The sequence below is a fragment of the Bradyrhizobium elkanii WSM2783 genome (assembly GCF_000472865.1).
Taxonomy (GTDB): Bacteria; Pseudomonadota; Alphaproteobacteria; order Rhizobiales; family Xanthobacteraceae; genus Bradyrhizobium; species Bradyrhizobium elkanii_A.
Map to the genome: position 1 here is coordinate 1 of NZ_AXAP01000106.1, position 26,932 is coordinate 26,932.

Annotated in this window: 14 protein-coding genes, 1 tRNA gene and 6 pseudogenes; 9 read left to right on the plus strand and 12 right to left on the minus strand. The window is 60.2% G+C overall.

The window, feature by feature from the left end; all coding sequences use genetic code 11:
• Together YY7_RS54980 and YY7_RS0143935 are read right to left on the minus strand one after the other, a co-directional pair.
• Positions 1 to 194, minus strand: a pseudogene (locus YY7_RS54980) (IS110 family transposase); the annotation flags it as partial.
• Positions 195 to 434: 240 nt separating this feature from the next.
• Positions 435 to 3,011, minus strand: coding sequence for an ATP-binding protein (locus YY7_RS0143935; RefSeq protein ID WP_028168661.1), 2,577 nt, complete (start codon positions 3,009 to 3,011; stop codon positions 435 to 437).
• A gap of 910 nt (positions 3,012 to 3,921) precedes the next feature.
• On the opposite strand from YY7_RS0143935, the gene YY7_RS54985 reads away from it, so the two are divergent.
• Positions 3,922 to 4,779 carry a LysR family transcriptional regulator gene (locus YY7_RS54985; RefSeq protein WP_349642719.1) on the plus strand — a complete coding sequence of 286 codons (858 nt, stop codon included), beginning with the start codon at positions 3,922 to 3,924 and terminating at the stop codon, positions 4,777 to 4,779.
• Positions 4,780 to 5,401: 622 nt separating this feature from the next.
• Here the strand turns inward: YY7_RS54985 and YY7_RS0143950 are convergent.
• The 6 genes and pseudogenes from YY7_RS0143950 to YY7_RS0143970 all read right to left on the minus strand — a co-directional run bounded on the left by YY7_RS0143950 (position 5,402) and on the right by YY7_RS0143970 (position 11,358).
• A tRNA-Phe gene (locus YY7_RS0143950) sits at positions 5,402 to 5,491 on the minus strand.
• Positions 5,492 to 5,701: 210 nt separating this feature from the next.
• The gene (locus tag YY7_RS0143955) at positions 5,702 to 7,525 is read right to left on the minus strand and encodes a retron Ec67 family RNA-directed DNA polymerase/endonuclease (protein WP_080664118.1); all 1,824 of its coding nucleotides are present in this window, start codon (positions 7,523 to 7,525) and stop codon (positions 5,702 to 5,704) included.
• 675 nt (positions 7,526 to 8,200) lie between these two features.
• On the minus strand, positions 8,201 to 8,461 hold the full coding sequence (locus YY7_RS59345; RefSeq protein ID WP_080664119.1) for a hypothetical protein: 261 nt from the start codon (positions 8,459 to 8,461) through the stop codon (positions 8,201 to 8,203).
• 124 nt (positions 8,462 to 8,585) lie between these two features.
• Positions 8,586 to 9,311, minus strand: a pseudogene (locus YY7_RS54990) (SOS response-associated peptidase).
• A 3-nt stretch (positions 9,312 to 9,314) separates the two neighbouring features.
• Positions 9,315 to 9,755, minus strand: a pseudogene (locus tag YY7_RS64020) (hypothetical protein).
• Between the two features lie 433 nt (positions 9,756 to 10,188).
• Positions 10,189 to 11,358, minus strand: coding sequence for a saccharopine dehydrogenase family protein (locus YY7_RS0143970; protein ID WP_028168665.1), 1,170 nt, complete (start codon positions 11,356 to 11,358; stop codon positions 10,189 to 10,191).
• A 693-nt stretch (positions 11,359 to 12,051) separates the two neighbouring features.
• On the opposite strand from YY7_RS0143970, the pseudogene YY7_RS65365 reads away from it, so the two are divergent.
• Together YY7_RS65365 and YY7_RS55005 are read left to right on the plus strand one after the other, a co-directional pair.
• Positions 12,052 to 12,611, plus strand: a pseudogene (locus YY7_RS65365) (protein-L-isoaspartate(D-aspartate) O-methyltransferase).
• Between the two features lie 30 nt (positions 12,612 to 12,641).
• Positions 12,642 to 12,845 (plus strand): hypothetical protein, encoded by a 204-nt coding sequence (locus YY7_RS55005; RefSeq protein ID WP_051397256.1) that lies wholly within the window; start codon positions 12,642 to 12,644, stop codon positions 12,843 to 12,845.
• Positions 12,846 to 13,273: 428 nt separating this feature from the next.
• Here YY7_RS55005 and YY7_RS55010 read toward each other — a convergent pair whose 3' ends face one another.
• Positions 13,274 to 14,596 (minus strand): acetamidase/formamidase family protein, encoded by a 1,323-nt coding sequence (locus tag YY7_RS55010; RefSeq protein WP_155255584.1) that lies wholly within the window; start codon positions 14,594 to 14,596, stop codon positions 13,274 to 13,276.
• 446 nt (positions 14,597 to 15,042) lie between these two features.
• On the opposite strand from YY7_RS55010, the gene YY7_RS55015 reads away from it, so the two are divergent.
• Complete coding sequence (locus YY7_RS55015; RefSeq protein WP_155255585.1) at positions 15,043 to 16,551, plus strand: amidohydrolase family protein; 1,509 nt, start codon at positions 15,043 to 15,045, stop codon at positions 16,549 to 16,551.
• A 158-nt stretch (positions 16,552 to 16,709) separates the two neighbouring features.
• Here the strand turns inward: YY7_RS55015 and YY7_RS0143995 are convergent, their stop codons facing one another.
• Positions 16,710 to 17,708, minus strand: coding sequence for an aldo/keto reductase (locus YY7_RS0143995; RefSeq protein ID WP_080664120.1), 999 nt, complete (start codon positions 17,706 to 17,708; stop codon positions 16,710 to 16,712).
• A gap of 848 nt (positions 17,709 to 18,556) precedes the next feature.
• Here YY7_RS0143995 and YY7_RS0144000 point away from each other — a divergent pair.
• From YY7_RS0144000 to YY7_RS0144015, 4 genes are all read left to right on the plus strand, one after another.
• Positions 18,557 to 19,948 (plus strand): ABC transporter substrate-binding protein, encoded by a 1,392-nt coding sequence (locus tag YY7_RS0144000; protein ID WP_080664121.1) that lies wholly within the window; start codon positions 18,557 to 18,559, stop codon positions 19,946 to 19,948.
• 133 nt (positions 19,949 to 20,081) lie between these two features.
• Positions 20,082 to 21,119 carry an ABC transporter ATP-binding protein gene (locus tag YY7_RS0144005; RefSeq protein WP_028168668.1) on the plus strand — a complete coding sequence of 346 codons (1,038 nt, stop codon included), beginning with the start codon at positions 20,082 to 20,084 and terminating at the stop codon, positions 21,117 to 21,119.
• Positions 21,116 to 22,048 carry a carbohydrate ABC transporter permease gene (locus tag YY7_RS0144010; protein ID WP_028168669.1) on the plus strand — a complete coding sequence of 311 codons (933 nt, stop codon included), beginning with the start codon at positions 21,116 to 21,118 and terminating at the stop codon, positions 22,046 to 22,048. The genes YY7_RS0144005 and YY7_RS0144010 overlap by 4 nt, the downstream gene beginning before the upstream one ends.
• A gap of 1 nt (position 22,049) precedes the next feature.
• Positions 22,050 to 22,895: a carbohydrate ABC transporter permease gene (locus YY7_RS0144015; RefSeq protein WP_028168670.1), complete on the plus strand. Its 846-nt coding sequence runs from the start codon at positions 22,050 to 22,052 to the stop codon at positions 22,893 to 22,895.
• Between the two features lie 320 nt (positions 22,896 to 23,215).
• Here the strand turns inward: YY7_RS0144015 and ligD are convergent.
• A pseudogene (ligD, locus tag YY7_RS55020) lies at positions 23,216 to 24,615 on the minus strand (non-homologous end-joining DNA ligase); the annotation flags it as partial.
• Between ligD and YY7_RS61300 the strand changes: the two are divergent.
• Positions 24,614 to 24,754: pseudogene (locus tag YY7_RS61300) on the plus strand (ROK family protein); the annotation flags it as partial. The pseudogenes ligD and YY7_RS61300 overlap by 2 nt on opposite strands.
• Before the next feature lie 269 nt (positions 24,755 to 25,023).
• Here YY7_RS61300 and YY7_RS0144030 read toward each other — a convergent pair.
• Positions 25,024 to 26,448 carry a TAXI family TRAP transporter solute-binding subunit gene (locus tag YY7_RS0144030; RefSeq protein ID WP_028168671.1) on the minus strand — a complete coding sequence of 475 codons (1,425 nt, stop codon included), beginning with the start codon at positions 26,446 to 26,448 and terminating at the stop codon, positions 25,024 to 25,026.
• Positions 26,449 to 26,932 lie beyond the last annotated feature (484 nt).

Here is a 26,932-nt window from a genome sequence, read left to right on the forward strand (position 1 = left end):
TGATGCGCGCCGACGCAAGCCTCCATCCCGATCAAGCACGGCGGCAGGTTGGCGAGCCGCGTTTCCACCTGGCCGCGTGACCACTTCTGTCGCAGCACGATGGCACCGCGGTGATCATGACCCACGAGGTGGAACGAGTTCTTGCCGATATCGATGCCGATCACGGCGATCGCTGCGTTGAGCTTCTGAGACATGGTGTGCTCCTTGTCTTGAGCGCCCCTTGCCAGCTTCTCGCACTGGCAGGGCCGGAGCACGGCCGGACCATTCCATTAGCGGACCAAGGCTCGTTCGATTGCTGCCCGTCCGCGGTTTGGAGTTTTTTCACCGGGATCTACGTCAAATGTGAAGGAAGTATAGGTTAGCTTCGCCCGGCGTCCCGATAACCCTCGTCAATGGCGCCACGCGCCGCAAGGAAGCAACGGCAGGAGATCATCTCAACCTTCGTGCAGCATTGACCGCAGACGCGCCGCCAATTCTGACATGCGGAACGGTTTGTCGATAATCGGAAATTCGCCCACCGCCTGATGTCGTTCCAACACGTCTCCCGCATAGCCGCAGGCGAGCAGGACCTTGATGCGCCTGTTCAATCGCCTCGCTTCGCGGGCAAGCTCGATGCCGTTAATCCCGTTTGGCATCACGATGTCACTTAACAGGAGGTCAAATTCTTCGCCGCTGAGCAGCTGAAGTGCTTCCGCGCCGTTTCGAGCGCAGCGAACCTGATAGCCCGACTTGGTCAGCATCGCCGAGGTGAGGTCCAGAAGATCGAAATTGTCCTCGACAACCAGGATTCGCTCCGAGCCTGCCGGTATCGCTTCGGGCTGGATGTCTTCCATCTCGGCGTCAGGCTTTTGCATGGCTCTGGGTAAGTAGAGAGCGACGGTGGTCCCCTTTCCAGGTACGGTTTCGATGGCAATGTGCCCCCCGGANTGACGGACAAAGCCGTAGACCATGCTGAGGCCGAGCCCCGTACCTTTGCCAACTTCCTTTGTTGTGAAGAAGGGCTCAAACACCCGATCCCGCACTTCGGGGGGCATTCCACAACCGGTGTCTCTGACGGACAGCCTGACGTACGATCCGGGCAGGCACCCCGCCACCGCCCCTGCATCCACGACGATGTTCCTCATCTCGATCTCGAGCACGCCGCCATCCGGCATGGCGTCACGCGCGTTTACGGCCAGGTTGAGGAGTGCGGTCTCCAGCAGCGCCGGGTCGACATGGCACAGCCACAGGCCTTCATCAGTCTGCAGCTTGACTTGGCATGCTTCCCCGACGGCGTGGCGAACGAGCCCCTGGAACTCACAGACAAGCTGGTTGGCGTTGACTGGTCTTGGGTTCAATACCTGCCGTCGTGAGAAGGCGAGGAGCTGCGCCGTCACCTTTGCTCCCCGATCGACGGCACGCAGTGCAGCCGCGGCGGAGTGTCGGGCTTTGCCAATATCGTCGTCAACCTGGATGAGTTCGAGGTTCGCGGCGATCACCGTGAGCAGGTTGTTGAAGTCGTGCGCGACGCCACCGGTGAGCTGGCCGACGGACTCCATCTTCTGGCTCTGATGGAACTGCTCCTCGATCAGGCGGCGCTCCTCCAGGGCAAGCTTGTGATCGGTGATGTCTCTGACGAACACCGCGAGACCTTGGCTCGAGGGGAACGCACTGATCGCGTACCAGATATTTTTGAGGGTGCAGAACGCTTCTGCAAAGACCGGGCGTTGCTCCGACATCGCCTCCCGGAGTTGGCTCAAGAGATCATCCATTTCGGCGACTTGGGGAAAGACGTCCGACAGGTTGATTCCGATGAGATCGCGTCCTTCGGCGATTTGCGACCAAGCCTGTCCGTTGAGGTAGCTGATGCGCCAGTTCTGATCGATAATGAGGACGCTGTCGGTCGTGCTCTCGAAGATCATCGTAATTTGAGCCGCGGCTTCCTCGGCCTTCTCCCTCGCTTCCTCGGCCTTCTCCTTCGCTTCGAACAATTCGTGCTCGCGGTGCTTCAGCGCATCGGCCATGGCGTTGAACGCGCCGGCGACCCGCGCAATTTCCGAGTTGTCCCGGATGTCCATACGCCGGGCAAAGTCGCCGAGCCGCCACCGGTTCGCGGCGTCAACCAATTGCGCAAACGGGCGTTGGATGAACCGTTGGCCGCCCCACACCGTCAGGACCAAGACAATCAGGGTGCTCAGAGCGATGAACAACACGTCGCGCTGCGTGCGACGTTCCATCTTGGCGAAAGTCTGCGCCCTGCCGAGGCCGTAGCTGACAAGAAGATCTTGCCCCGCAGCGGCGAAGCCGACGATCCTTCGCACGCCGTCAATGCCAGCCATGTCCGCCACGGTCCCATTGTCGAGTATCGGGTCTCTGCGGGCGGGCGACTTCTTGCCGACGAACAGAGCGTTACCAGGATAGCGAGCGAGAACGATGCCGTTGCGGTCCGTGATGGCGAGCGCGGCTCCCTCCGGAACGCCCATTTTTGCGATGTAGTCAGCGAGCCAATCGAGGCTGAGAGCGGCGATAACGACGCCACCCATGTGGCCCTCGTCGTCGTAGAATGGCAGCGCAAAATGGAGGGCCTTGCTGCCGGTCACTCGACTGATCGCGAACTCTCCGACTGTGAATTCGCCGGTTTGCAGGACGTGGGCGAAGTAGGCCCGCCTGGCAGCGGTCGTTGGCTTATGATCGCTGCTTGTGTCGCAGATGCGGCTGCCATTGATGTCGACCACGTCAAAGCTGATGAACCCCGGATAGCGTTCCTTGATTCTGGACAGATAGACGTTGCATCCGTCGGCGTCCTTCGCCTTGATCGCCGGATGCTCCGAGAGCGCAATCAGGGCCTGATGAACTCCCTGGACGATCTGCTGCTGCTCAGCGGCGGCGAGCTTGGCACGGCCGAGTGCTTCGTCCCGCACTTCGACTTGGCGCGTGCGACGCAGGTCGATTTCATTGTACGCCTGTATCGCGATGGCCGGCAGCATGGCCGCAGCCACCAGCACGAATAGACGTGATAACAGGCTACTCATTCGACCATTTTCCTACCCACGATCACCCGCATGAGACCGAGCGAGCCAGTCCACCGACAAGCGCTGCGACGGTGAGCGTTCGGGCGAACACCACGATCGGCTGACGGTCATATCGACCATAAGCTGGCGCATGGAACAGCGGCGCGACGGCAGAAACCAAGCACTAGAAGATTCACGTCCAGCCGACCTACGCGGGAGCGACACGGAGGGTGGCACCCAGGGCCATGAAGGTTGGCTGTCTCATGTTGATGCCAAAGGATGGCAGGGCGACGGGCTATGATCAAACTGAACCGGCCGCATTGCAGCGCTGTTTCAGTCCGTCTAAGAACGGTTACGATTGGAGGTGCCATGTGTGGACGTTGGCCAGTCTGTGTTTCAACATGCCCATATCGCCCCCCTGTCAGCGGAACAGGACGCAACTTGCCGACGACCACGACGGCGGGAACGAAACGAATACCCAGTAGCTTCGCACGTCTGACGACCTGCATATCTTTGATATCGTGCACGATCACTTCCCAGCAGGAACCTGCATCTCGCTTGACTGTCTCGATTGCGTCTTGGCAAATCGCGGAACCCGCGCTGAATACCTCGATTTTCGGTTTGTCGGCCATCCTACGCTCCTGTGCGATTTGACGTGCGGGTGGAGGATGCGTCTCCGCGCGATCGGGCGATCCCCATGAGCCACTGAGGAGGCTTATCGCCGAAACGCAATTGGCGCGACGTGCTGATGATGATCGCAATCTTTGGCTTGGCCATGTTCGATTCCTCTATCCGTATTACCGAGCGGACGAGCTGATCAGGTCATGATCAACCAGCGACCCTGCCGCGGCTTGCACGGCCTTTTAGGTGAGGCCCCATCCGTGATAAGAAAACCTGGATAATTTTGAAAAGTGTGTTCAGGAAATCTGAAATGGCGATCGCCCCGGCACTGAGCTTGGATCAGTTGCAGGTCCTTCTCACTGTGGTCGACACAGGCAGCTTTGCCGCAGCCGGAAGGAAGCTAAATCGGGCGACGTCGGCAATTAGTTACGCCATCGACACACTCGAGCATCAGCTCGGCATTCAGCTGTTTGATCGCGGCAGCACGCGCCGGCCCCAACTGACTCACGCTGGTGAAGCCGTGGTCGCGGAGGCCCGCGCGGTCATGCTGGGCGCCGATATGTTGCGGGCGCGTGTGAAGGGCCTCGTGGAAGGGTTGGAAGCCGAGGTGTCTTTGGCCATAGACCAGATGGTGCCACCACAGCAGCTTGCGGAAATTCTCAGCGCCTTCCATCGGGAGTTTCCGACAGTACCGTTGCGAATGAACTCCGAGACGATGGGCGGCGTCGAACGTATCCTGCAGAGCGGTCACTGCGGGATTGGTATTGGCGGCCTTCTCCACATGAGTGGGGATGGTTTTACCAGCGTGCGCATCGACGGCGGACGGATCATTCCGGTCGCCAGGCCGGATCATCCCTTGGCCAGGGCGCGCGCGAAGGCGGGCGCTGCACGTGAGCACCTTCAGATTGTCCTCACCGACTCAGGGCAGACCGACACGCGTACCTACAGCGTGGTCGCGGGCTCAATCTGGCGCGTGGGCGACCTCTCATGGAAGCGTGCCCTTCTGCTCGCCGGCGTGGGGTGGGGAGGGATGCCAGAGCCCATGGTTCGGGAGGACCTTCAGGCCGGGCGCCTGACCCATCTCCGGCTGTCCGAGTTTCGCGGAAGCAAATACTGCAGATCGTGTACAAGAACGATAGTCCGCCAGGGCCGGCGGGGAGCTGGCTGATCGAGCGAATTGCACGAGACATGGGGCGCACAGCGGGCCGAACGTTCTAACGCCGGCGAGCTGGCCGATTTGGTCAAGAAAATTCGCTAGCGACCGGCAGGTTGCTTGCTGCCGCAGCGAGGCAACACGCAGGACGCGGGTCGGGAAGCCGTGGTTTTCCGCGCCGCACGTCTTCCTTTTCGGTCGCTCGCCTTACGGACTATCTGGCAAAGCTTGGCATCGTACACGTGGTTGAGGATCCTGCCGTCCAGGAGCATTGCGATAGCCTCTTCGATCGTGGAAAGTTCCAATAAGAACCACTCTTTAGGTTTGAAGGGCTTTCCGAACCGGTCCTTGATCTCAATGTTGAGGCGCGCCTCAGCCGCGGCGAAGGCCGCGCTCGAATGATTTTTCCGTTAGGACGCTGATCCGCTTGTGAAGCTGCTTGCGCAATTTGCCGTTCGAGGGCGTAGACCAATGCCCGAGAGATAATCCTCGAGCTCCTGGATCGATTTTTTCAACGATGCCGAGGCGCCTTCGACATAGTGCTTCGATTTTCTTGCCACTCGTTTTCTCCCTGCGTTTCTACTTCATTCGTCAACACAAAAAAGACCCGCTCAACGATCGCTCGGAGCGGGTCTTTCGAATAGGGGAAGGATTCGAACCCTCGAAGCGCCTCACGGCGCTTGCCTCGCTTTCAGGGAGGTGCCTTCGGCCACTCAGCCACCCTGCCATGTTATGGCGGCCGGCCGAAAATGGGTACGAACTGATCCACGCGCAAGGCCCTAGACCGGAAAAATGATGGGCTACGATGCTTCGTGGCCGATACTTGAGGTCGTCCCCGGCCTGGAGGGCCCACTTGGCACTATGTCTAATCCTGACAGCTGGAAAGCCCTGCCATGAGCTTAAGGTAGTACGGCACGAGACTAGTTTTCGAAGGCTCCTATTGCGCCGCTTGGGGGAGGACAGCGGCCTTGCTCGCGGCATGATCCTCCAGCACCGCCGCGATCCTTGCGAGAATGGGTCCGAAATTCGTGAAGTCGATGTTAGCTTCATTCGGCCGGATGACTTTTTCTGCAAACCAGACCTTCCCGTATTCGCCCGCGGCCTCATGCTCCTTATTGGGGTTGAACGTCTTGCCGTCGATGGTCGTGGTCAGCAGGGCCGGATCGAAGAACTGTTCGATGTAGGATGAGCCATCGAGTTCGACAGGCGGCGACTTGACGACGTAAAGATTGCTCGCGAGCTTGTAGAACGGAAGATCCGTTTTGATGGACGCCGTTACATGGAAGAGACTCGCCATGACGGAAAAGACTGGATTGCTCCCGGAGTCGTTGTCAATCAACAGAATAACGGGGTGAGCCATCGGCGCGTGCTTGTATTGCGGCGCGAACTTCTTGTACGCGGTGAGTAGATATTTGAAGTCGCCCGTGCCACCGCCCAACTGCAGTATCTCTTTTGCCTGCTTGCTGTAGCGGAAAAAATCCAGGCGCTGGACCTGTTTGCCCTGTTTCAATTCGGTCAGCGCGGCGTGATAGGCCGGGAGCCTTCGAATGGCCGTCTTGATGTAGATAGAATCGGTGGGGCCTTCGCCAAGCAACACCGGCTGCGATGGCGCGATGAAGTGCTTGTAGAAGAGCAGGCGATGGTAAAGGACACGGATTGCGGAGGGCGTTTCACGCTTCGCTTTCGCGCGCTCGCTTTTCCGTTTCTTCTTTCGCTCCGGATCCAGCTCAGCTTCAATGGCGGCATCGATGACGCTCTCGCGCACATGGTAGATGTGGTTGAGGATGCCCTCGATGGGGGCCAGCGCCGTCTCTGGCGCGCCGTCGATGACGTAGGTGCCAGTTCTGAAGAGAGAATCCACCATGGCCCGCGCGGTTTTGTAGTAGTCCGACCGGACGTTCGTCTTCTCGTTCACCACCAATCCCGTCACGGTTTGGCGGCGCGCCCGGAGCTGCATGCGCGTTTTGCTCGGATGAATCGTGAAATGGGCGCTCTGGATCTTCTGGACGATGCCGTCTCCGAGGATCCACCCCGCTTCGGTCTCAACCGCCAGCGCGGCGGGAAAGTCCTTCTGGTTCGTGGAGAAGGTGAGATCATCCGCATAGCGCGTGTACGTGCAGCGGTGCTTCTTCGCGAGCGTTGCGAGGCGAATGTCGAGGAAATGCGCGAGCAGTTCGGAAATAACAGGGGAGCAGGGGCTCCCCTGGGGCAGCGTTTGCTCATGGCACGCGATTTGCGCGATCAACGTCCCGGCCTTTTCACTCAGCAGAAAATCCCTGTTCTTGAGGAAATAACCTCGCACACGGCCAAAATTCAGCGTCGGGAAGAAGTCTTGCAGATCGAGATTGAGGACGTACCGCCGCTTTCGATGCGCCTTCGCATTGGTGAGAATGGAGTGCCCGTACCGGAACGCATGGGACAGCGTGTTTTTTCGTCCGGGTTGAGCCTCGATTTCGGCGATGCATTTGTAAAGGATCTTGGCGAGTTCACGCTGAAGGCGTTTGATCCGCGGAGCGGGCGCGTCTATCTGGCGTACGCCGCCGCTCTTCTTCGGAATCGTGAAGGTCGTGTACTTGGCGCCGACCGGAAGCTTATAGAGCAGATAGGATAGTCCGCTCGGTTGGTAACCAAGCAGGTGCGCCATATCATGTAGCGTCTTGACCTGTTTTAGAGACTGGAGCGCCGACAAGGGATTGCACCGGTGAAGGGAAGGCTTACAGGCACTCTTATGCGCCGCATGGGTGGTTCGCCATGCACTCATCGAGCTCGTCGTCTCGGAGCAGCATCCGGGGACATTGAATCATATATCGCGAAGCACGATAACAAATCTGCCTGTAAGCCTTTGGATGGATTAAGCGTACGCGGTGAGTCTGGCAACGTTTGGCTGTGTCGCCGCACCAATCGCGGCCTGATGCGCAGCTTTCTTGGCGCCGTTCGGTTCCCCCGCTGGGCGATGATTGGATTAAGGATGGGGGGCAGAATTGAAGTTGGGATACCAAGTTAAGATTGAGCTTGCGAAAATTGACAACTATGACGCTACGAGCCGTCGGTTTAACCTGACCTGCCTTAGGGCGGGTTCTTCCACAGCATCTGCTGCCCGCTCTGGGTGCCGCGACGATCCGTGGATGATGTGATCCGACCTATCAGGTGTAAAAGGGCTGGGCCAAAAGGTACTTTTGAGCGCGAAATGCACCTAAACTCGTTGCCCACCTTCTTAACCCGTTGAAATCACAACAAATGCGACCGCCCTCCGAGCGCACCATAATTTGCAAATCGCTGGCGGGCTGCCCACGGTGGTGGTGAATACGAGTGTGCCAGAGCCGTCGAAAGCGAACGCAAGCTCAGTGTGTGGCTTGCTCGTCGCCTTCAAGATTTCACCCCATCCTAAGTAATGATGAGTTTCACCGGAGAGCTCGCCGCGATGGCGATGCCGGTCTCAGGGCGGGCACTCCGGACAAGTGTCGCCGATCGATTCCAGCACCTCCCGAATCTCGGCCTCGGCTTGGCCAGCAGACAGCCCGGCCGGCGGGAATTGTCTCGCGATTTCCAGCGCTCTGTCGCGGGCGTGAGGATCGGCACGATCTTTCATCCAACCATGCTCCTCGCATTCACGAACGGCACCTGCGTCTTGCAGTACGGAGATTGCCCAACCACGCAAGGTTCGGATTCCCGGCCGTCTTTCTCTCGTCATCAGCATGAAGATCGCTCCTGCCGGGACGAATCCTCTCGCCCGTTGCTCGTTCCGCGCGGTTAGCACGGGGCAGGGATTCCATTTTGCGGAGCCTGAGCTTGTCCACGTGTTCCGCAGGCCTGTGCAGAACCTACGCTGTGGTCGCTGGATCTTCCTTCTCGCCGGTGGCGACGATCTTTAGCATGCCATCGGGAAGAGCCCGTTGCAGCGCTTTGGCCTCATCCCAGGGCGCCCGCAGCCAGGTGACGTATTCTTCGGCGGTCGTCAGAATCACTGGCATTGCCTTTGGGTGGACGCGTTTCACCTCCGCGTTAGGCTCGCAGGTCAGGAAACCGAATACATCGGCGGTCACTGGGCCTTCCTTAACCTTCCGACGGATGTCCAATTTGTCCAGATGCCCGCGAAAGCCGAGAGGGGGCGAGACTCGTCAAGCGCGAACCACACCGGCACCTTCTTCCCGTCCACGGTGTCGTACTCGGAAAAGGAAGTCAGCGGGACCAGAAAGCGATTGTCCGGCCCGAGCCATCGCTTCCAATGTTTGCTGCTGGTGTTGCGGATGTTGGTCGTGCCGCTGTCCGGCTCCATCCGCAGCAATTCCCTGAACTCGACCGTCTTGCCCTTAGCCTGGAGCTTCTCGGCTCGCTTCTTTGCCGCCTTCATCAGCGCTTCCGGGGAAGACGGCATACCCCAGCGCCATGGCGACTTCACGCCCGTCGGGCACGTTGCGGACGATCGGGGCTGGGTAGTCCGGGAAAATGCCTGGCATGCTGGGTAAGTTGCCGACGCTGCTGTTGAGCGCTCCGAACAAGCGACGGATCGCGTCCACGTTCTTCGTCATCGAATAGAGATTGCACAACGTTCAGGTCTCCGGAGGTGCTTGGCGGGGGCGGACTGTCAGTTGCAGGAGGGTGGCGGCGGGCCGTCGGCCGGCCTTAGCACACTTACTGCAACGAAGCCGGCTCGCAAGGTCGTGGACCGACGTGGTCGGGGGATGCCGCAGCGCAGCCAGATCGACTCTCTTTTGGTCTTGCACCGCGAGCACTCGATCTCGAGCCAGGAGTATCCGCCGTTCACGGCCTGGTCGATCGTGGGGGATGGATCGACTGGTCCTCCATCGGCCCACATCTTCTCGTTCCAATATTCGCAGAGCAGCTTGTCCGCCTGCCTGATGAGAGCTTCGCCCTTAGCGCGGGCCTCAAACGACTGCGAGCCGAGAATCCGCACGGGCCTTGCCGAGCTCCTTGCTGAGTGCCTTTCGGTCGCTCCCGGAAAGCGGCGTTGGATGGTGCTTCGGGGCCATTCGCCGTGCCTAGTCGAACGTCGGCCAGCAGCCACCCTCTTCGTAACGCCCCGTACGATGTGTACAGGTATTGTCCAATAGCCTCATCGCATGTCTTCGCTTACCCAATCCTCCAGGCATTCCGGCAAGAGCCAGCTAAGATCGATCCGCCCCTTCAACGAAACGTCCCATCCGTATCTCCCATCAGGAAACGGAGGAATCGCAGCCAACTCGTGACTTTTCACACAGCCAGGGTCATAAGCGGCCGTCGAGGTCTGCGTGAGACAAGCACGATCTACCCTGATAGCGGACATGCGGGGAATTTCGAGCTACTTCGGCCCCTGGACACAGAAGCGGCCATTGAACCGAATTTGAGGCTCGCGCTCGCCAAGCCGTCCTTTCGTTAGTTACGATTCACGTAATCCAGCACGCCGCTGCAGCTCTGATCGTTACCTCAGCGCGCGCTGAAGGTGAGGCCGGCGCGCTCCTGCAGACGCTTGCGCAACGCCGGACCCATCAGCGCGCCCGGCGTCCAGGCGCCACCCTCGCCCTGCACGTCGCGCACGAGGCAGAGAGCGCTCTCGGCGATCATCTTGCTGGTCGAGCCGTAGCCCGGATCGCGGTCGCCCGTGACTACCACCTCGACCCGTCCGCCGTCCGGCAGCTCGCCCAGGAAGAGGATGTCGTAGAAGCCCTTCTCGCGCTCTTCCCGAGTCGGGCCTGCGCCGGGTTTGAGACCGCCGGTCCCGAACAAGGTAACCATTGCGGCGAACGTCTCCGTCGTCACGCGAGCGATTTCCCCAAATCCCGGCGCGACCATCATCTCGTCGTAAACGAAGTCCGTGCCGTAGGGATGACCCAACAGGAAATTCGTGCGGTGCACGTTCTTGGTGTTGATCGGCGCCATGGGGAACGGCACGAGCCACGCCTTCATGCTCGGGTCGTATTCGGGGATGAGGCCCGACGGCTGAGACGCTCCGGTGAACCCCGGCGTCAACGCGAAGGGATCGGTCAGCAGCCGGATCAGGGCCGGGTCGCGCGCAGCGGCGGCCAATGTCGCCTGAGCGCTCGCCGCGGTGCCGCCAGACATGCCGCCTTTCACCTTGCGAAGGCGGGCTTTGACCCGCCGCGCTGGGCGTCCGAATTTCTCGCGTGCCTTCTGCTGCAACATGAGCACGCCGAGATCGAACGGAATGGAATCGAAGCCGCAGGAGAAGACGATGCGCGCGCCGGTCCGTTTCGCCTCTTCGTGATGGGCATCGATCATGCGCCGCATCCAAGCCGGCTCGCCGCACAGATCGACATAGGCCGTGCCCGTAGCCGCGCAGGCCGCCACAAGCTCGGGACCGTGGAGCTGATAAGGCCCGACCGTCGTGATGATCACGGCCGCACGCTCGCACATCGAACGCAGGCTGGCCGGCTCGGCGGCATCCGCCTTAACCAAAGGCAAATCGCCTGGAGCGCCGATGTCGGCACGCACCTTCCAAAGCTTATCGGTCGAGCGTCCTGCGATCGCCCAGGACGGGGCATCGTCGCCGCGATAGGACGTCGCCAGATATTCGGCGATGAGACGGCCGGTATAACCTGTCGCGCCATAGACGATGAGGTCGAAGTCCCGCTTCACGACGTTGGTCCTCCTCGAGACCCTGGACCACTATCTTCAGATCCGGGTGCAATCGCTCTGTACGCTTCTTGGCCTTTCGTAGCTCAGTGAACTTCCATCTTAGGATATAGGACTAGCTCATTGTTTGTGATCCGCCGTTGGGTTCACTAAAAAGGGTTCCGCGCTGCAGGAGCAGCGCAAGCCTGCGAAATGTAAATGCTGGTAGCGCGAGGAAGGGAGCGGCGCGGATTGCTTCGTAAAATGCGTGCCGACAGCATGGTCGCTGCCCGTTCCGCCACAAAGATTTCGGCATGTCCCGCTTCAAGGGCAGCTATCGGGATTGTACAACTCTTTGCCGCCCGTTTGAAGGCGTCTCGTTGTCCTCAATGGACCTGCAATGAGCGTGTCGTGGGCAACGTCATCGGCGATAGAGTTCCACTTGGGGAACCTCCGCCCGCGAGAGCGGTTGTGGCGGGTGGCCGGTGCTGCAACAGCCTGGCCGGGCGAGCGCGGGTGCACCAGCCCATGCGCAAATGCCGGGTGTGATCCGGGGCAAACAGCTGGAAGCAGTTAGGGCAAGCTTCCGAGGTTGCCAATGCGAGCAGAAGACCTTGAGCCCTGCGTGAAGAAATGCTCGCGGTCATCGCCGCCTGCGCCTTCGCGCTGCGTGACACTGTTGGCAAGAGTGCCTTTGACGAACGTGTCATGACGGCTATGGGCAAAGTGCCGCGGCATGAGTTTGTGCCAATCGAGCTTCAGCCCTACGCGTACGAAAATATTCCACTTCCAATCGGTTTCGGAAAGACGATCTCGCAGCCATTTATCGTCGCCGTAATGACCGATCTGCTCGACATCAAGGCCGACGACAGGGTTCTCGAAATCGGTACCAGTCTGGGCTATCAGGCCGCCATCCTCGCGCAGCTCGCCCGCAAGGTATACTCCGTTGAAATCATCGAAGAGCTCGGCGAAGGGCCAAACAACGGCTCCGGCAGCAGGGCTGCAGCAATGTCGAACTCAAGATTGCGAATGGTTATCACGGTTGGTCAGAGCACGCGCCCTTTGACAAGGTGATCGTGACGGCCGCTCCCGAACTCGTTCCTCCTCCGCTGATCCACCAATTGAAAGCGGGTGGGAAAATGGTCATACCGGCCGGCCTGCCCAGTACGCAGCAGCTCATTCTGGCGGAGAAGCTCGCCAACGGCAGAATGACGATGAAAGAGATTCTGACCGTCCGGTTCTCTCAACTCGAGGGGACTGGACCTGGCTTATCATAAGCCCGTTGTCGCATCCGTGACGGAGCATAGATGACCACCTCGAGAACGATCGCCGGCCTGATCGGTCCCACCCTTGTCGCTATCGCTGCCGGCATGCTGTTGAACATTGGCTCGTTTCCTACATTGGCGGAACGGGTTTCCCGCGACCCCGCGCTCGTCTTCGTGTCAGGCATTCTCTTGTTCGGCGCTGGGCTTGCCATTGTTCGCACTCACAATCGCTGGACGAACGGATAACCGGTGCTTGTGACCGTCCTCGGCTGGCTGTTCGTCCTGGGTGGCCTTGCCCGAATACTTTTTCAGGTGAGTTGCCCAAGGAAAAAGCGCCTTCCCTGTCCCTTTTCGGAGCACCTCTAGCTCGACAAAGAGCTTGAACAATTCAGCGTCATCAGCGCTGGCTTTGACCTGGACGACACCGACTATTCTGCGATCCTCTTCGGCAACGGCGAGATGGTCAATTCTAGGTCCAGCGCACTGAACGATAACTCACTACGACAGGCTTTCGTGAACTCCTCGTCGTAACCCTACACCGCTTGGCGCACTCCCTAACTCAAATATGCGTCGCGATACGTTGCGCAAGAGTCCTGGGATCGAGATTAGCGCACGCCTTGCCTCAAGACTGACTGCAATTTCAGGCCGACCGTAACGTTACCAGAGTGAGTCACTCATACCACCGTCATCTCGCGCCTGAGATCGGGAGTGAAGATGGCCTTCGGGATCAGGGCGTGAACGCCGCGCACGATGTCCACCACCTGCGTCACGCGGAAGCTCGCGGCGATGCTGCACAGGGCGTAGGCGTCCAGCTCACCGATCTTTGCCCGCGTCGCCAGAAACCTGATCGCATTGCGCGCAGCAAGCGTCATCGCCGCGTTCAGGTCCTTGTCGAGCCCGATGATGATCCAATGTGTGTCTGTCTCCGCCACCGGCCAGGCCAGGTTCTTCTGCTTGTGGAGGATGATCTGGATGCGCAGCTCTTTCAGCCGCGTCTCCAGCGCGGTGAGCGAAATCTCGCCATCCCCCTGCACCGCGTGGCTATCGCCCGTATAGATGAGGGCGCCTGGCTTCCACACCGGGATGTAGAGCGTCGAGCCTTCGGACAGCTCGCTGAGATCGAGATTGCCGGCGTGCGGGCCCGGAGGCACCGAACTGGTCACGCCGGGGCTCAAGGGCGGGAAATAGCCGTCGGGCGGCGCAACGCCCAAGGTGCCCTGGAACGGCTTCAACGGAATGCTGATGTTGGGCATAAACTTGCCCGTCATGGCGCCAACGTCGAGATCGACGTACTTGATCTGCCCCTGCGCATAGTCCTGCGGCAGCAGGCCCGTGCCGAGCGATCCCGGATTGTTGAACACCGCGCCCCATTCGTAGGGACGAATCGACTGGTACCGGATTTCCAGCACGTCGCCCGGCTCGGCGCTGTTTACAGCGATCGGTCCGATGATCGAATGGGGCCCCCGGCCAGGATTGCTCACGCGCAGCTGCGCCAGGGTATCAACCGGCACTCCTGGCTGCATTTCATTCAGGAAGTGCGACCACGTATCGGGAAAGCTGATGGTGTCGCCCGACTCGATGGTAAGAATGGGCGGCAGGGTAGTGTCGAATACCCCGAGCCGAACCGTCTCCCTGGTCGACGGAACCACGTGCACGCGACCGTCAGACTGGGAACGGCGCATAGGCCCGGCGCCGGCCTCCTGCGCCCGCGCAAGGCTGGTGAACCGCGGCTCGACTGCAGCCAGCACACCCATAAAGCTGCTCGCTTGCAGGAACTTCCTGCGCCAGCGGCCACGGGCTGACAAATAGCCATCAAAGGTGCACTGATCAACATGGTCCATATGGAGGAGGCGATCGGAGGCGCGACTGTCAAATGCCGCGTCCTTGATATCCTCGCGGATGACACCCGTACCCTTCTCGTCGCCGCAGCCGAAGAGGTTGGCGCAGGCGTGATGGTGATGGTGAACGTGTTGGTTCGCGTGCTCGAGCTCCGACATGATGACCCTCGCAAATAAAGCTGATGCTACGGGTTCGCGCTGTCAGCAAACTCCTGCCGAGCTGTCCCGTCAATGGAATGCCCGCTGCCGTGAGTCGACGCAGTCCATTTGAACAACGAGCCTTTCACACTTCGGCTCTGAAAATGATCGGATGAAAGAATGATGCCGCGTTGGGACAGCGTGACTGTCGCATTACATCGCTTGCGCCAATAAAAGTGTGAGCATTGAATCCGCGATGATACGCCGCTCCCGCCAGTAGTTTTTTCGAGTATACCCGCGCTCTCGCAGCGATGAAGAGAGCAAGCCCGGGCGTAGGGCGTGTGATGGATCCACGCGCGGCCGAACAGGAGAGGTCGCCTAGTCGGTCCACCTAACTGATTGGGAGTGGCCAACGCGCACCTCAAGCGCGCACCGCCCAGCACTGGCCGACAAACGGGAGGAGAATAATGAGCACCTGGCTTAGTGAGCGAGAACAGCGTCTCGTCGCGGGCGTGGAGGCGGCATCGGCTGCAACGCCTATACCGACACAGATTGTTTCCAACGGCGAGTATCTCCCGCCTCTGCAGAGCTCCACGCAGAGGAAGGTCGAGGCGCGGATCAACGAGCTCGCCGACGTGAACGGCAAGCACCTCGGCTTGAGCCGTAGGCAGTTCCTGCACACGAGCTGCGGCATGGCGGCAGCGTTCCTCGCCACGAACGACATCTACGGCAATGTTTTCCAGGTCGCGCCCGCCGAGGCTCGCGAGCCCGAGCTCATGCTGGCGCGCGCGCAAAGCCTCGCTGACCAGTTCATCTTCGATGTCCAGACCCATTTCGTGCGCGACGATTTCAATCACGCGGAGCTGTTGGACCTCGGCAAGTTCGCGAGCGAGCACTGGAACCCGAAGATGAAGGAGGAAGGCGTTTCCTCGCTCGCCCGCTACAAGTTCCAGAACTACGTGAAAGAGGTCTACTACGACAGCGACACCAACATGGCGCTCCTGAGCGGCGCGCCGTTCGATGACCCGAGCTGGTGGCTCCTGTCCAACGAGCAGATCGTCAAGGCGCGGGAGCTGATCAACGACTTCGCCGGATCGCGGCGCCTCTTGGCGCACAGCGTCATCACCCCCAAGCAACCCGGCTGGATGGACGAGGTGGACAAGGCGATCGAGGTCTACAAGCCGGATTCCTGGAAGTCCTACACGATTGGAGATCCGCTGGCGCCCTCGAAGTTTCCATGGCGGCTCGACGACGAGCAGGTGATGTATCCGTTCTACGAGAAAGCCGTGAAGTCCGGCATCAACACGCTGTGCATCCACAAGGGGCTGCTGCCGCCCGATTATGAGAAGTCGTTCGCCGGCGTGTGGGAATACGCGACGGCGTGGGACATCGGAAAGGCCGCCAAAGATTGGCCGCAGATGAACTTCGTGATCTATCACTCGGCGCTGCGGCCATTCCTCGAATTGCCTGACAAGGCGTGGGCGGAGTTCGAGCAGACCGGCCGCATCCAGTGGGCCTCCGATCTCGCGGAGATCCCGCAGAAGTTCGGCGTCACCAATGTCTATGCCGAGCTCGGCACGTCCTTTGCCAACTCGGCGGTGGCGCATCCGAAATTCTGCGCCGCGCTTGTCGGCACACTGATCAAGGGGATGGGCGTTGACCACGTCATGTGGGGCACCGACTCGGTCTGGTACGGCTCACCGCAGTGGCAGATCGAGGCGCTCCGCCGGCTCGAAATCCCGGAGGATATACAGAAGAAGTACGGCTTTGGCGCGCTTGGCGACGCCAACAGTGCTACCAAGCGGTTGATCTTCGCGGGCAACGCAACCAGGTTCTACAAGATCAAGTTGAAGGCGGCTGAGAACACCAGGATGCCGGCCTTTTCCGAGGACCGCCTCGCGGCGAGAACGAGTACATACAAGCCGCGAAGCAACCCTCGAACCTGCGCTACGGCTACGTTCGCGCCACCTAAATGAACGGCGCCAGCGGCGCGGGCAAGCTTCTTCCCCGATAAGCTGACATTGTCAGAGTTCGTCGGCATGTCTCAAGCGTGCCAAACTCGGAAGTCATTGTTTTTTAATTTGGACGCGGTAGGCAGCCAATTTCTAGCTGCAATCGTGCGCAACCTGGGCGATCATCGTGGTTCGCCGGAGAATGCCTGCCGCAGTGCTGACAGCCGGTCGAGTGCAGTTCGCGCTAATGGGCCTTTTTGGACCGCGGCGAGTGCATCCTCGAACTGTTGCCGCGTCGCTATGCCGACCAAGATAGTGCCCATCGCCTGGTGAGACAGCGCAAACCGCGTGGCGGCTTCGGTCAGGCTGGTGGCGAACCCTTCCTTTACCAGCGGGGCTAGACGGCGTGCGCGATCGACGTCGGCATCGTAGCTCATAGCCGAACCAATCGGCTCGGGCGCCGGACCTGCGATCGGGTGACGCTCGGCTGAGCCCGACAATGCGCCGCCGGCAAGCACGCGGATGCCCACTATTCCAACGCCGGCCGCCTTGGTGCGGTCGAATAATCGTCCGTAATCTTGTGCCGGATAGTTCGTCGGCAATTCCTCGGCGGCAGATGGATTGAGCACGTTGTAGACGACCTGAGCGCTGTCGAAGGCGCGCGAGTCGATCACTCGATGCAGTGCCGCGGTGTCGCCTACTGCCGTAATCCCGAGGAAACGAGTTTTCCCCTGCTGACGCAGGCGCTCGAACGCTGGTACTACGTCGCCGAGCACCTGTCGGACGCTCAGCGCCAATCCGCCTCCTGTCTCGGTAATCGGATTGTGCAGGTGAAAGATGTCGACCCGGTCACGACGTAGTCGCGCCAGACTGCCTTCGAGCGACATCGCTACGGCGTCGGCGATGCGACCGAACTCGCTGGGCAGCAACCGGACTTTGGTGCCGACGGCCACGTTGGCAGGTTTCAGCTTTTGCAAGACTCGGCCAAGGTTCCTTTCTGATTCGCCATTGCCGTACAGCACCGCGGTGTCGAAGTAGTTCACGCCAGCATCGATCGCCCGCGCGATGGTACGCTCCTGCTCGGCAGGATCGCCGCGTACCATAAGTCCGCCCACTGCGCCGCAGCCGAAGCCTAGCACCGAAAGCTGCATCCCCGTACGCCCAAAGGCCCGCAATTGCATCGTTGTTTCTCCGACTGCATGCCGCGAGCGGCCAAACGGTCAGCCTGACGAATTTCTGCCGTCGCATGTGTCCCGTAAGAACCGGGCCGTGCGCAGTCTTCCAAGACTAGCACTTTTCGACTGCCGGACGCGTGAGAAATGGCTCACGTCCTGCCTCAAGTGCTAATCGGGCCAGATATCTTACCGGGGCCTCGCGACCACAAGTGTCCTTGTGGCGCCACAGCGTCGAGCAAGATTTTGGCCTCCCTCAAGTCGGGCATGCCGAAGCCCCTGAACCAGCCGCAGATCGGAGAGAGGAGATCACAGACTCCGGCGTTCCTGCCTCGGTCACTCCAGGGGCACACGTCGCGCACCTTGGATGCGGTGCAGCACCTGAGTGTTCAACCTCGTGCGACGGATGTCCTCCACGTCGGCCATTCTTAAGGAGTATTTGTGGCCGTGCTGAAGCAGGAGTACGATAGAACGAACTGCCCGGTGACCTCGTCTTGCCGCTGTTAGGGGAAACGATGAGTTACGCAGGTGCTGTAGCTGCCACTGCTTGTCACCTATCCCGGGCCGCGGGCTTGGCTCGCGCTCAAGAGTGGTGGAGCGCGCCGACTGACTTAGGCAGGATTGGGCTGTCGTCAGAGCCAGCTGCCACGACTGGTGGGCGCCTAGTATCGACGTATTCGATCGCAGCCCAAAAAACCATCCTTGGACCAGCTGGTGGCCAGACCAACCAGGAGGTCAGTCCTGGAGAGCGCCTGCCGACCTAGGGAGCGAGGCACATACATCGGCGCCCACGGCAGTCGAGGAACCAGGCGAAGGCGTTTGCAACGCCAGCCCGCAAAGCCTCACCACGTTGCAATGTGGTTGGTCAGAACAACGACTGTCAGGAGGAGACGAACATGCGGTCAGAACGAGAAATTTCCAGATCATCCGTCACACGACGCGGGTTTTTGAAGCGAGTGGGAGCAACGGCTGGAACTGTAGCTCTGGCGCCGGCGGTTTCGTTGCCGTTTGTGTCTACCGCGCTTGCACAGGCCAAGACGCTAAAGATCCTCCAGTGGAGCCATTTCGTGCCGCAGTACGATAAATGGTTCGATGGGTTTGCAGCGGAGTGGGGAAAGAAGAACGGCATCACGGTGACCGTTGATCACATACCGCATCTGGAGCTACCAGCGCGTGCTGCGGCCGAGGTCTCCGCGGGTGCCGGACATGACATTTTTGCCTTCAGTGGATCGGGCGGCCCGCATTTGTACGAAAAACATGTCGTCGATCTCAGCAGTCTCGTCAGCGAGGTGGAGAAGAAGCACGGCAAGGTCCATCAGGTCGGTCGCCAGATCGGGTACAACGACGATACGAAGGTCTGGAGCGCCCTTCCGGCCTACTACATCTCGTTCCCCGGCCTTTACCGGAAAGATCTATGGGACGAGGTCGGGATGAAACCAGATAGCTGGGAAGACATCCGCGTCGGTGGCGCCAAGCTGAAAGCGAAGGGCACCCCGATTGGAATCTCGCTTGGGCACTCCGTCGACCCGAACCTCTCGTACCGCAGCATGCTGTGGAGCTATGGCGCCTCTGAATGCGACCAGACGGGCAAGCGCGTCACCCTCAACTCCAAAGAGACGCTCGAGGTCGTGAAGCTCGTTCGCGCCATTTATAAAGACGCCATGGAACCGGAAGTCCTGTCCTGGGACGATGCCAGCAATAACCGGCTACTGGCATCCGGTCGAGGATCATGGATCCACAACCCGATCTCCGCATACCGGTCGATACAGAAGGCCAACCCCGAATTGGCCGACAAGATCCACGTCTGGAAAACGCCGGCCGGCCCTGTGTGTAGGTTGGCATGTGGATCGCCCAACTCCTATGGAGTCTGGCGTTTCGCGCGCAGCAAGGACACGGCAATCGAGTTCCTGCGCTACTGGACTGACAATTGGGTCGCTGTCTTCGAGGCGAGCACGGGCTACAATCATCCGCTGTTCGAGAACTTCGTGCCCACGCCCATGCCGATCTTGTCGAACGACCCAACCTCGCACCCGGCCGACAAGCTGCAGGTACTACAGACCGCCGATGAGTGGCACGCCACTTATGGCTATCCGGGACCGGCCGGACCAGCCTCTGACGAGGTCGCGGACAATTTCGTCATCGTCGACATGATGGCCAAGGCCGCGACCGACAAAGCGACGCCAGAGGAAGCGGTCGCCTGGGCACAGAAGGAGACCGAACTAATCTACAGGAAGTGGTCGGCGGCATAACCGCTGCGACCCGCGAGCGGGTGGATCGAACTGCTCGCCTCGCGGCACATCGATACCGATCGGGCAAGGCAACTGCAGCCTGCCAGCCGTGGAGGGCAGCTTTAGGCGTTCTTCAAAGATGGAGGAAGTGCAAATGGCAGCGGTTGTCGTCAAAGACCTCAGAAAGGTTTTCGGTGACGTCGCTGCCCTCGATGGTGTCAGCTTATCAGTCCGCGACGGCGAATTTCTGGTGCTGCTCGGTCCATCCGGCTGCGGCAAGACTACTTTCCTTAGGATCATCGCCGGTCTTGAGCGGCAAACGTCCGGCGACCTCCTGATCAATGACGAAATCGTCAATGACATCACGCCGCGCGCGCGTGGCGTCGCCATGGTGTTTCAGAGCTATGGCCTCTATCCCCACCTGACTGTCGCCAACAACATTGCATTTCCGCTGAGGACGCAGGGTACGCCGCGGCCCGACATCAAGCGCAAGGTCGATTGGGCGGCCGGCCTGCTCGGGATCGACCACCTGCTTCACCGGCATCCCCGCCAGCTTTCGGGAGGCGAGCGCCAACGTGTGGCGCTGGCCCGTGCGCTAGTACGCAATCCAACCGTGTTCCTACTGGATGAACCGCTATCCAATCTGGACGCGAAGCTGCGGGCAAGCGCGCGCAGTGAGCTGAAGCAGTTCCAGCAGAAGGTGGGAACGACCACCATTTACGTCACGCACGACCAGGTCGAGGCCATGGGCATGGGCGATCGCATCGCGGTTATCGACCATGGCAAGCTCCGACAAGTAGGAACTCCAAGCGAGATTTACGACCACCCCGCCGACGATTTTGTCGCGAGTTTCCTCGGGACCCCGCCCATGAACCTGGTCGAGCATAACGATGGACTCTTGGGTTTTCGGCCGGAGCATTTCCTGCCGCGGGAGATGCTCGACGGAGCCGCTCTCTCCGAGCTGCCCTTCCGCATCGATCGAATGGAATATCTCGGATCGGAGCGTATCTTGTACGGCGCATTGGATGGTTTCCAGGCGAAGCGCGAAATCACGGCGAAGCTGCCGGCCCACGTTCCACTGTCTGGCATCCGCGCCGGCGAATGGCACAAATTTGCGGTTCGGAACGCGGAGCTGCGCTATTTCGATCGGGACGGTCGGCGTATCGTCAGCCCCAAGGAGCAAGCTCGATGAGCGTGACCGCCCAGGCAGCCGCGCCCCGTCGGCTGGCGCGATCGCGATTTACATTCGATCGGCTCGAGGTGCTCGGGCCGCTGTTCATCATCCCCGCGATCCTTTATGTCGTCGTGCTCGTCGGGCTGCCATTCCTGCTTGCCCTATATTACAGCGTCAGTGCCTACAGCATCTTCAATCCGAGCTACACGTTTGTCGGGTTGAAGAACTTCCGCGAGGTCATCGACAGCGAGATCTTCCGGCGGACGCTGGCCAACACCCTCATCTTCACGATCAGTGCCCAAATCATCGGCCTGCTGCTGGGCAAGATCGGCGCCATGCTCCTCATGCAGGAGTTCCCGGGGCGCCGGCTGGCCCGCGCGCTTATCGTTCTGCCCTGGGCAGTACCGGTGTCACTGGCGACGCTGGCCTGGGTGTGGATGTTCGACTCGCTCTATAGCGTCATCAACTGGACGCTGCTCGCGGCAGGGTTGATCGATCCGGCACACCGGCCGCAATGGCTGGGGCAAGAGGATTTGGCAATGATTGCCGTGGCGACCGTGCATGCCTGGCGATTGTTTCCTTTCGGCGTCGTGATCTTCCTTGCCGGATTCACGTCGGTGCCGCAGGATGTGCTCGATGCCGCCACGATCGACGGTGCGGGCTTCTGGCGGCGCAACTATCAAATCATCCTGCCAATCATCGCCCCGATCATTATGATTGCTGTGATCTTTGGCACGGTGTTCACCTTCACGGATCTCAGCGTCGTCTATCTGCTGACGAAGGGCGGCCCGATCAACAGCACGCAGGTGCTCGGCTCGCTGGCGTTTCAGGTTGGCATCCTCTCGGGCGATGTCGCTCACGGAGCAGCCATTTGTCTATTCCTGTTCCCCTTCCTCTTGGTCGCCGTGATCCTGCTCTTGCGGTCGCTGCGGCGGCGGGAGATTTGACATGCCGCGACTTGCCGGAAAAGTAGTTGGGCAGAGTTCGTTTTATGGCGCGGTGGTTACGTTGGTTGTATTCGCCGCTTTTCCCTTCTACTGGATGCTGATCACCACCTTCAAGACGGACGGCGACCTCTACAATCTCAAGTCGATCCCTTATTGGTTCAACTCACCGCCTACGCTCGAGCATCTCAAGTATTTGTTTGAGGACACGCTGTTCGTGCAGTGGCTGTCCAATTCCGCCCTTATCGGGCTTTGTGTCGTGGCTATCACTCTTCTCGTGGCCCTGCCAGCCGGCTATGGACTAGCGCGCATGCCGGGCCGTAGCGGCGAAAATCTGAGCATCGGCATCTTCCTGACCTATCTGGTACCGCCGACGCTTCTGTTCCTGCCTCTCGCGCGAGTGGTTACGTTGCTCGGATTGCAGGACAGCGTGTGGGCTCTTGTCGTCGTCTACCCCACTTTCACCATCCCGTTCTGCACCTGGCTGCTCATGGGTTTCTTCAAGTCGGTGCCGCGGGAGATAGAGGAGGCCGCAATCGTCGACGGCTGCACCATCGTAGGGGCATTTGTGAAAACGGTCCTTCCTCTTTCGGTGCCTGCCATTCTGACCGTAGTGATCTTCGCGTTCACGCTAACAGTGCAGGAGTTCGTGTACGCGCTGACCTTCATCTCCTCTTCCAGCGAGAAGCCCGTTACCTTGGGAGTCGCGACAGATTTGATCCGCGGAGATATTTTTTATTGGGGCGAATTGATGGGCGCGGCGCTTATTTCCAGCGTTCCGGTGGCGATCGCCTACAATCTCTTTTTGGACCGCTTCATCAGCGGCATCACGGGCGGCGCGGTCAAATAATCGACCGTTTCCGTCCTGCGCCAAGCCCGCATGGCTTCCGATGCCGCGAGATCATCAGGCTGCGAGGTTGATGGAGAATTCAGGCGGGATGACGCGCAATCGCGCAACAGTACATGTTGAGCGCAACATCCGCCTTGGGGTAAAATGCGACTTGGCGGGGAGGGCAGGCTTGCGCAAAGCAGACGTTCGTCGCAGATCCGCAGGTCTCAGACGGGCCAGAAGGGGACGTAGAAGGCAGGTGGCAGTTTGACCCGTGCAGCTCTTGCCGCAGCGGCCATGGAGCTGGCGCACCGGCTGGAAGAGCCGAAACAGCTCCTTTCGCCGTCGCCGGGATCGAGGTCGATGATGATCCGGTCGGCACGCTCGATGTTCTCCACGGTCGAATTCCACGGGTGCAGCTCGACCGCTCCGATCTGCACCAGGCCGAGGAAGCCATCCAGGCTGTCGACCCAGAGCCGCGCGCCTTGGCCGCCCTCGCGCTTTTGGATCCGGAGCTGATGCACGGCCTCCGGAATGTCCTTCGGGAGAGGCCCCTTATGATAGAAGGTGGTGCCGTGCACGTGCCGCACGAGCTTGAGCGGCCGATGGCCGAGATGCGGCAGCGCCTTCTTCCATACGGGCTTCCAGTAGTCCGCGAGCTCATCCTTTGACAGGACGACGGCTTCGGTAAGAAGCTGCAGGATGTTTTCCTTGGGCACGCCGAGCTTCGGTCGTCCGGCGGAGGGCACAAGCCGCGGCGCTTTCATGTTATGAAGCGTGAGATCGTCTCGCAGTCCTTTGAACACGGCTTCGCGCAGCAGGCCATCGTCGGTGAGCGCGCCATACTCCACCTCGGCATTTACGGTTGGTTCGACCCACGTCGCCTTCGGCTTCTTGATCTTGACGTCGAGCGGCGATGTGCGTCGGATCAGCGGATCCAGCCGCTCGCGCAATTCGCGCGCCGTTGCCTCCGTATAATCAGTGCGCACCTTACCCCCGTAGATCAGCTTGTCATTCTCACGACTGCCCACGTAAAGGGAGGCGATCTTCCTCGGGTGTGCTCCAAGCGTTCCACGAACGCGACGATAGGAAACGTCTCGCTCTTCTTGCATTTGAGCTTGATCCAGGTCTCCTGCCGGCCCGACCGGTACGGCATACCCAACCGCTTGGCCACGTGGCCTTCGAGGCCGAGCTGGCAGCCTTTGGCAAAGATCTCGTCGCCGTCGGTATCGAGAGCCTCGACATAGATGAACGTCTCGGGAGCGTCTTTCAGGAGCTGCTGCAGCAAACGCTTGCGATCCTCATACGTCGCGCCACGCAGATCGTATCCGTCGAGGTACAGGAGATCGAACGCGTGATAGCGCACACGCTCGCTGCGTTTGCGGCCGAGCTCGCGCCGGAGCTGCTGTAAGTTGGGCAGGCCGCCGCTGCCCTAGACAACGGCCTCTCCATCGACGATCGCGGTCTTCGCCTTCAGCTTATGAGCCGCGGCTGCAATCGGGGAAAACTGCTCTGTCCAATCGAGGCCCGTGCACGAATAGATGGTGACGTTCCCATCTCCGAGATGCAGTTGTGCGCGGTAGCCGTCTGCCTTGATCTCATAGACCCAATCCGGCCCGCTCGGTGGAGTCTCGCGCAGCGTGGGATTACACGGCTCGATGTAACCTGAAATAGCAGCTTTGCGCGCCCCTCTGACGCGCGACACTTCCGAACGAGACTGACGCAACGCCACGGCACACATCGTGATGCACAACGACGGCGTTGTGCAGGGACTGTCGGAAATGCCGTTCATGCAAGACATCAAGCGCTGGGGCGTACTGAACATTGGCACCGGTCTCGGCAACGCCCGCTTTACCAATCGCAGCAACGGCAAGAACTAGCGCTATCCGGTGGAAAGGGTTGGCTGCGGTCGCCCGGTTTGCAACCGCGGGAATGATTTCTAGAGTTGTCTTGGACCCCTCGCGGTCACGTCTTTGATGGCTTGGACGACCTGGTCCGGATGGCACGGCTTCTGCAGATCAGGCTACTGCATACCGGACGAGGCGAGACCGGCGAGAACCCCGTCGCGTATATCACCCGCAGTTCGTGCTCGCGGCAACGTTCAGCGAATCTGCCACCCCGTTGATGCCCGGCAATCTGATGTCTGTGATCAGCACTTCGGCCACTCTCCGCTTCGCGGAGAGGCGAGGGTCGGACCTGGCGTCCGCGCTTGATCGGCCGGACCGCTCTGCAGCGCCGCTCGCCTTTCGGCGACGGCATGATTGAACAGTTCAAGCATCAAACAGAATGCGGCCAGATCTTCTTGTTCGATGGCTCCATCATCGTAGCACTTGAGGGTTTCGCCGATAATCGCGTCGACTTCGCGTTGGGATGTCAGCAGGTCGTTTTCGGAGCCGGCATCGCGGACCTCAGAGACCACGGCGAGAATGCGGTTGCGGTGGCTGGTGTTGTCGTCCCGTTCGTCGCGGTTCAGATAGCGACGCAGCCAGGCGGCCGCCGAACCGATCCCGGAAAGAAGAAGCAGTGCGAACCAGAAGTAGTCGCTGTACTTGTCTAGAAAGGTTCGTTCGGTCCCATTGATGACCGCCGCGGCGCCCCGATGCACGGAAGGCTCCGCCTCCTTCTCCGTCTCGGGCTTCGTGATGTGAGCACCGCCGGCGACACGTTGCGTGATCGTGTCGCGTACCGCGAAAAGCTGCCGATAGAAAGCCGCCGCCTTGGCTTCGGACAGTTCTTTTCTGGCCAGGATCAGATGGTTGATGCTGATGGTGTCGACCTTGTCCTCCGGCCATGCCGGCTTCGCGTTGAACACACTGCCCGGAATTTCCTCGGCTTCGTAGCGGGCATGCTTCAGAGCGATCGCTTCGGATGCTTCGACCGGAAGAAACTTCGGCGCTCCGCGTAATCGAGAAGTCGCGGCGATCGCGGCGGCCGTGATCTTGCTGTCGAGCGGACCGACCGCGAGATACGCATCGAGAGTGGCGTCTTGCGCAAGCTTTTCGATTTCTTCGGTCCCGAATTGGACCGTCGCCACCTTGTCGGGCTCCACGCCCGAGCCGACGAGAATGGTCCGCAGGAGTGCGATATTGGCCCCGGTCTTTCCGATGATGCCGACCTTGTGCCTCTCCAGATCGGCAATCTCTCCGATCTTGCCAGCAGCCTTTCTCTTGGAGCCCTTGCCCGCTTGCCCGGACGGCGACCACAGGACGACGTAGTTCTTGCGCAAGACGGCCAGTGTCTGCGCGTCGGCCGGCATGCCAAGGTCGCCGCGACCCACCGCCAGGTCGGTTTTGCCGGTGCCCAGCAGGGCCAGGGATTCGGCCGCTCCCCCGGTCGTGATCGGGGAGAGCCTAACCGTCCTGCTTTCCTCGTCGAAAGCCTCGGCCATCGCTTGGACCACCTGATGATCTTCGCTGCCTTCGGGTCCGACTGCGATCCGAAGAGTCTCGGGGCGCAAGACGTAGAAGAGGGCCGCCGCAGCGGCGCCAAAGACAATAAATCCCAAAGCCAACACGATCAGCAACCTTCGTTGGCCTCGATCGTGAGCACTCCTGACTGGATCAGACGGTGACATCAGCGGACTCTACGTGAACAAACGCTCGCTTGGGAGCTACCAGTGCGCCGCCGGGAACTTGGGCGAACTAATGTTCGAGCGGAATGTTCCGTCGCGCGCTAGATCGAGTTCACGAAGGGCTCGGATTGCGGGGAATAAACCTTCTTCAGGCACCGAACGCGGAACCTAGCCTGTCAATCGGCTTGCAAATTTGACCCCCGTATTGCCTCATCTGAGGATGTTACTTTCGCTTGACGGACGTAGCGCCGACTGTCGGCCGGTCTGAGGTTGCGTCATTCCTCGCAGGATCGGAGGGACTGGGGACGTCGCGGAGTGCCCATCACACGCAGCGCCGGCCCCATTCCCGGGATCACCAATGGTGGCCGGTGCCGTACCCCCGGCCATGCGCGGGATGATCACCTCGGTTGCGTTGCGTCTGAGTGATCGCAACAAGCGCTGCACGATGGTGTGCTGCGGCGGCCCGAACTTTTCGGGGGCGTGTTCG

Coding starts and splice junctions, on each gene's coding strand:
- YY7_RS54985 (WP_349642719.1), top strand. CDS start 3,922: ATGGCGATCGCCCCGGCACTGAGCTTGGATCAGTTGCAGGTCCTTCTC.
- YY7_RS0143955 (WP_080664118.1), bottom strand. CDS start 7,525: ATGAGTGCATGGCGAACCACCCATGCGGCGCATAAGAGTGCCTGTAAG.
- YY7_RS59345 (WP_080664119.1), bottom strand. CDS start 8,461: ATGCTGATGACGAGAGAAAGACGGCCGGGAATCCGAACCTTGCGTGGT.
- YY7_RS55005 (WP_051397256.1), top strand. CDS start 12,642: ATGACCACCTCGAGAACGATCGCCGGCCTGATCGGTCCCACCCTTGTC.
- YY7_RS55010 (WP_155255584.1), bottom strand. CDS start 14,596: ATGTCGGAGCTCGAGCACGCGAACCAACACGTTCACCATCACCATCAC.
- YY7_RS55015 (WP_155255585.1), top strand. CDS start 15,043: ATGAGCACCTGGCTTAGTGAGCGAGAACAGCGTCTCGTCGCGGGCGTG.
- YY7_RS0143995 (WP_080664120.1), bottom strand. CDS start 17,708: ATGCAATTGCGGGCCTTTGGGCGTACGGGGATGCAGCTTTCGGTGCTA.
- YY7_RS0144005 (WP_028168668.1), top strand. CDS start 20,082: ATGGCAGCGGTTGTCGTCAAAGACCTCAGAAAGGTTTTCGGTGACGTC.
- YY7_RS0144010 (WP_028168669.1), top strand. CDS start 21,116: ATGAGCGTGACCGCCCAGGCAGCCGCGCCCCGTCGGCTGGCGCGATCG.
- YY7_RS0144015 (WP_028168670.1), top strand. CDS start 22,050: ATGCCGCGACTTGCCGGAAAAGTAGTTGGGCAGAGTTCGTTTTATGGC.
- YY7_RS0144030 (WP_028168671.1), bottom strand. CDS start 26,448: ATGTCACCGTCTGATCCAGTCAGGAGTGCTCACGATCGAGGCCAACGA.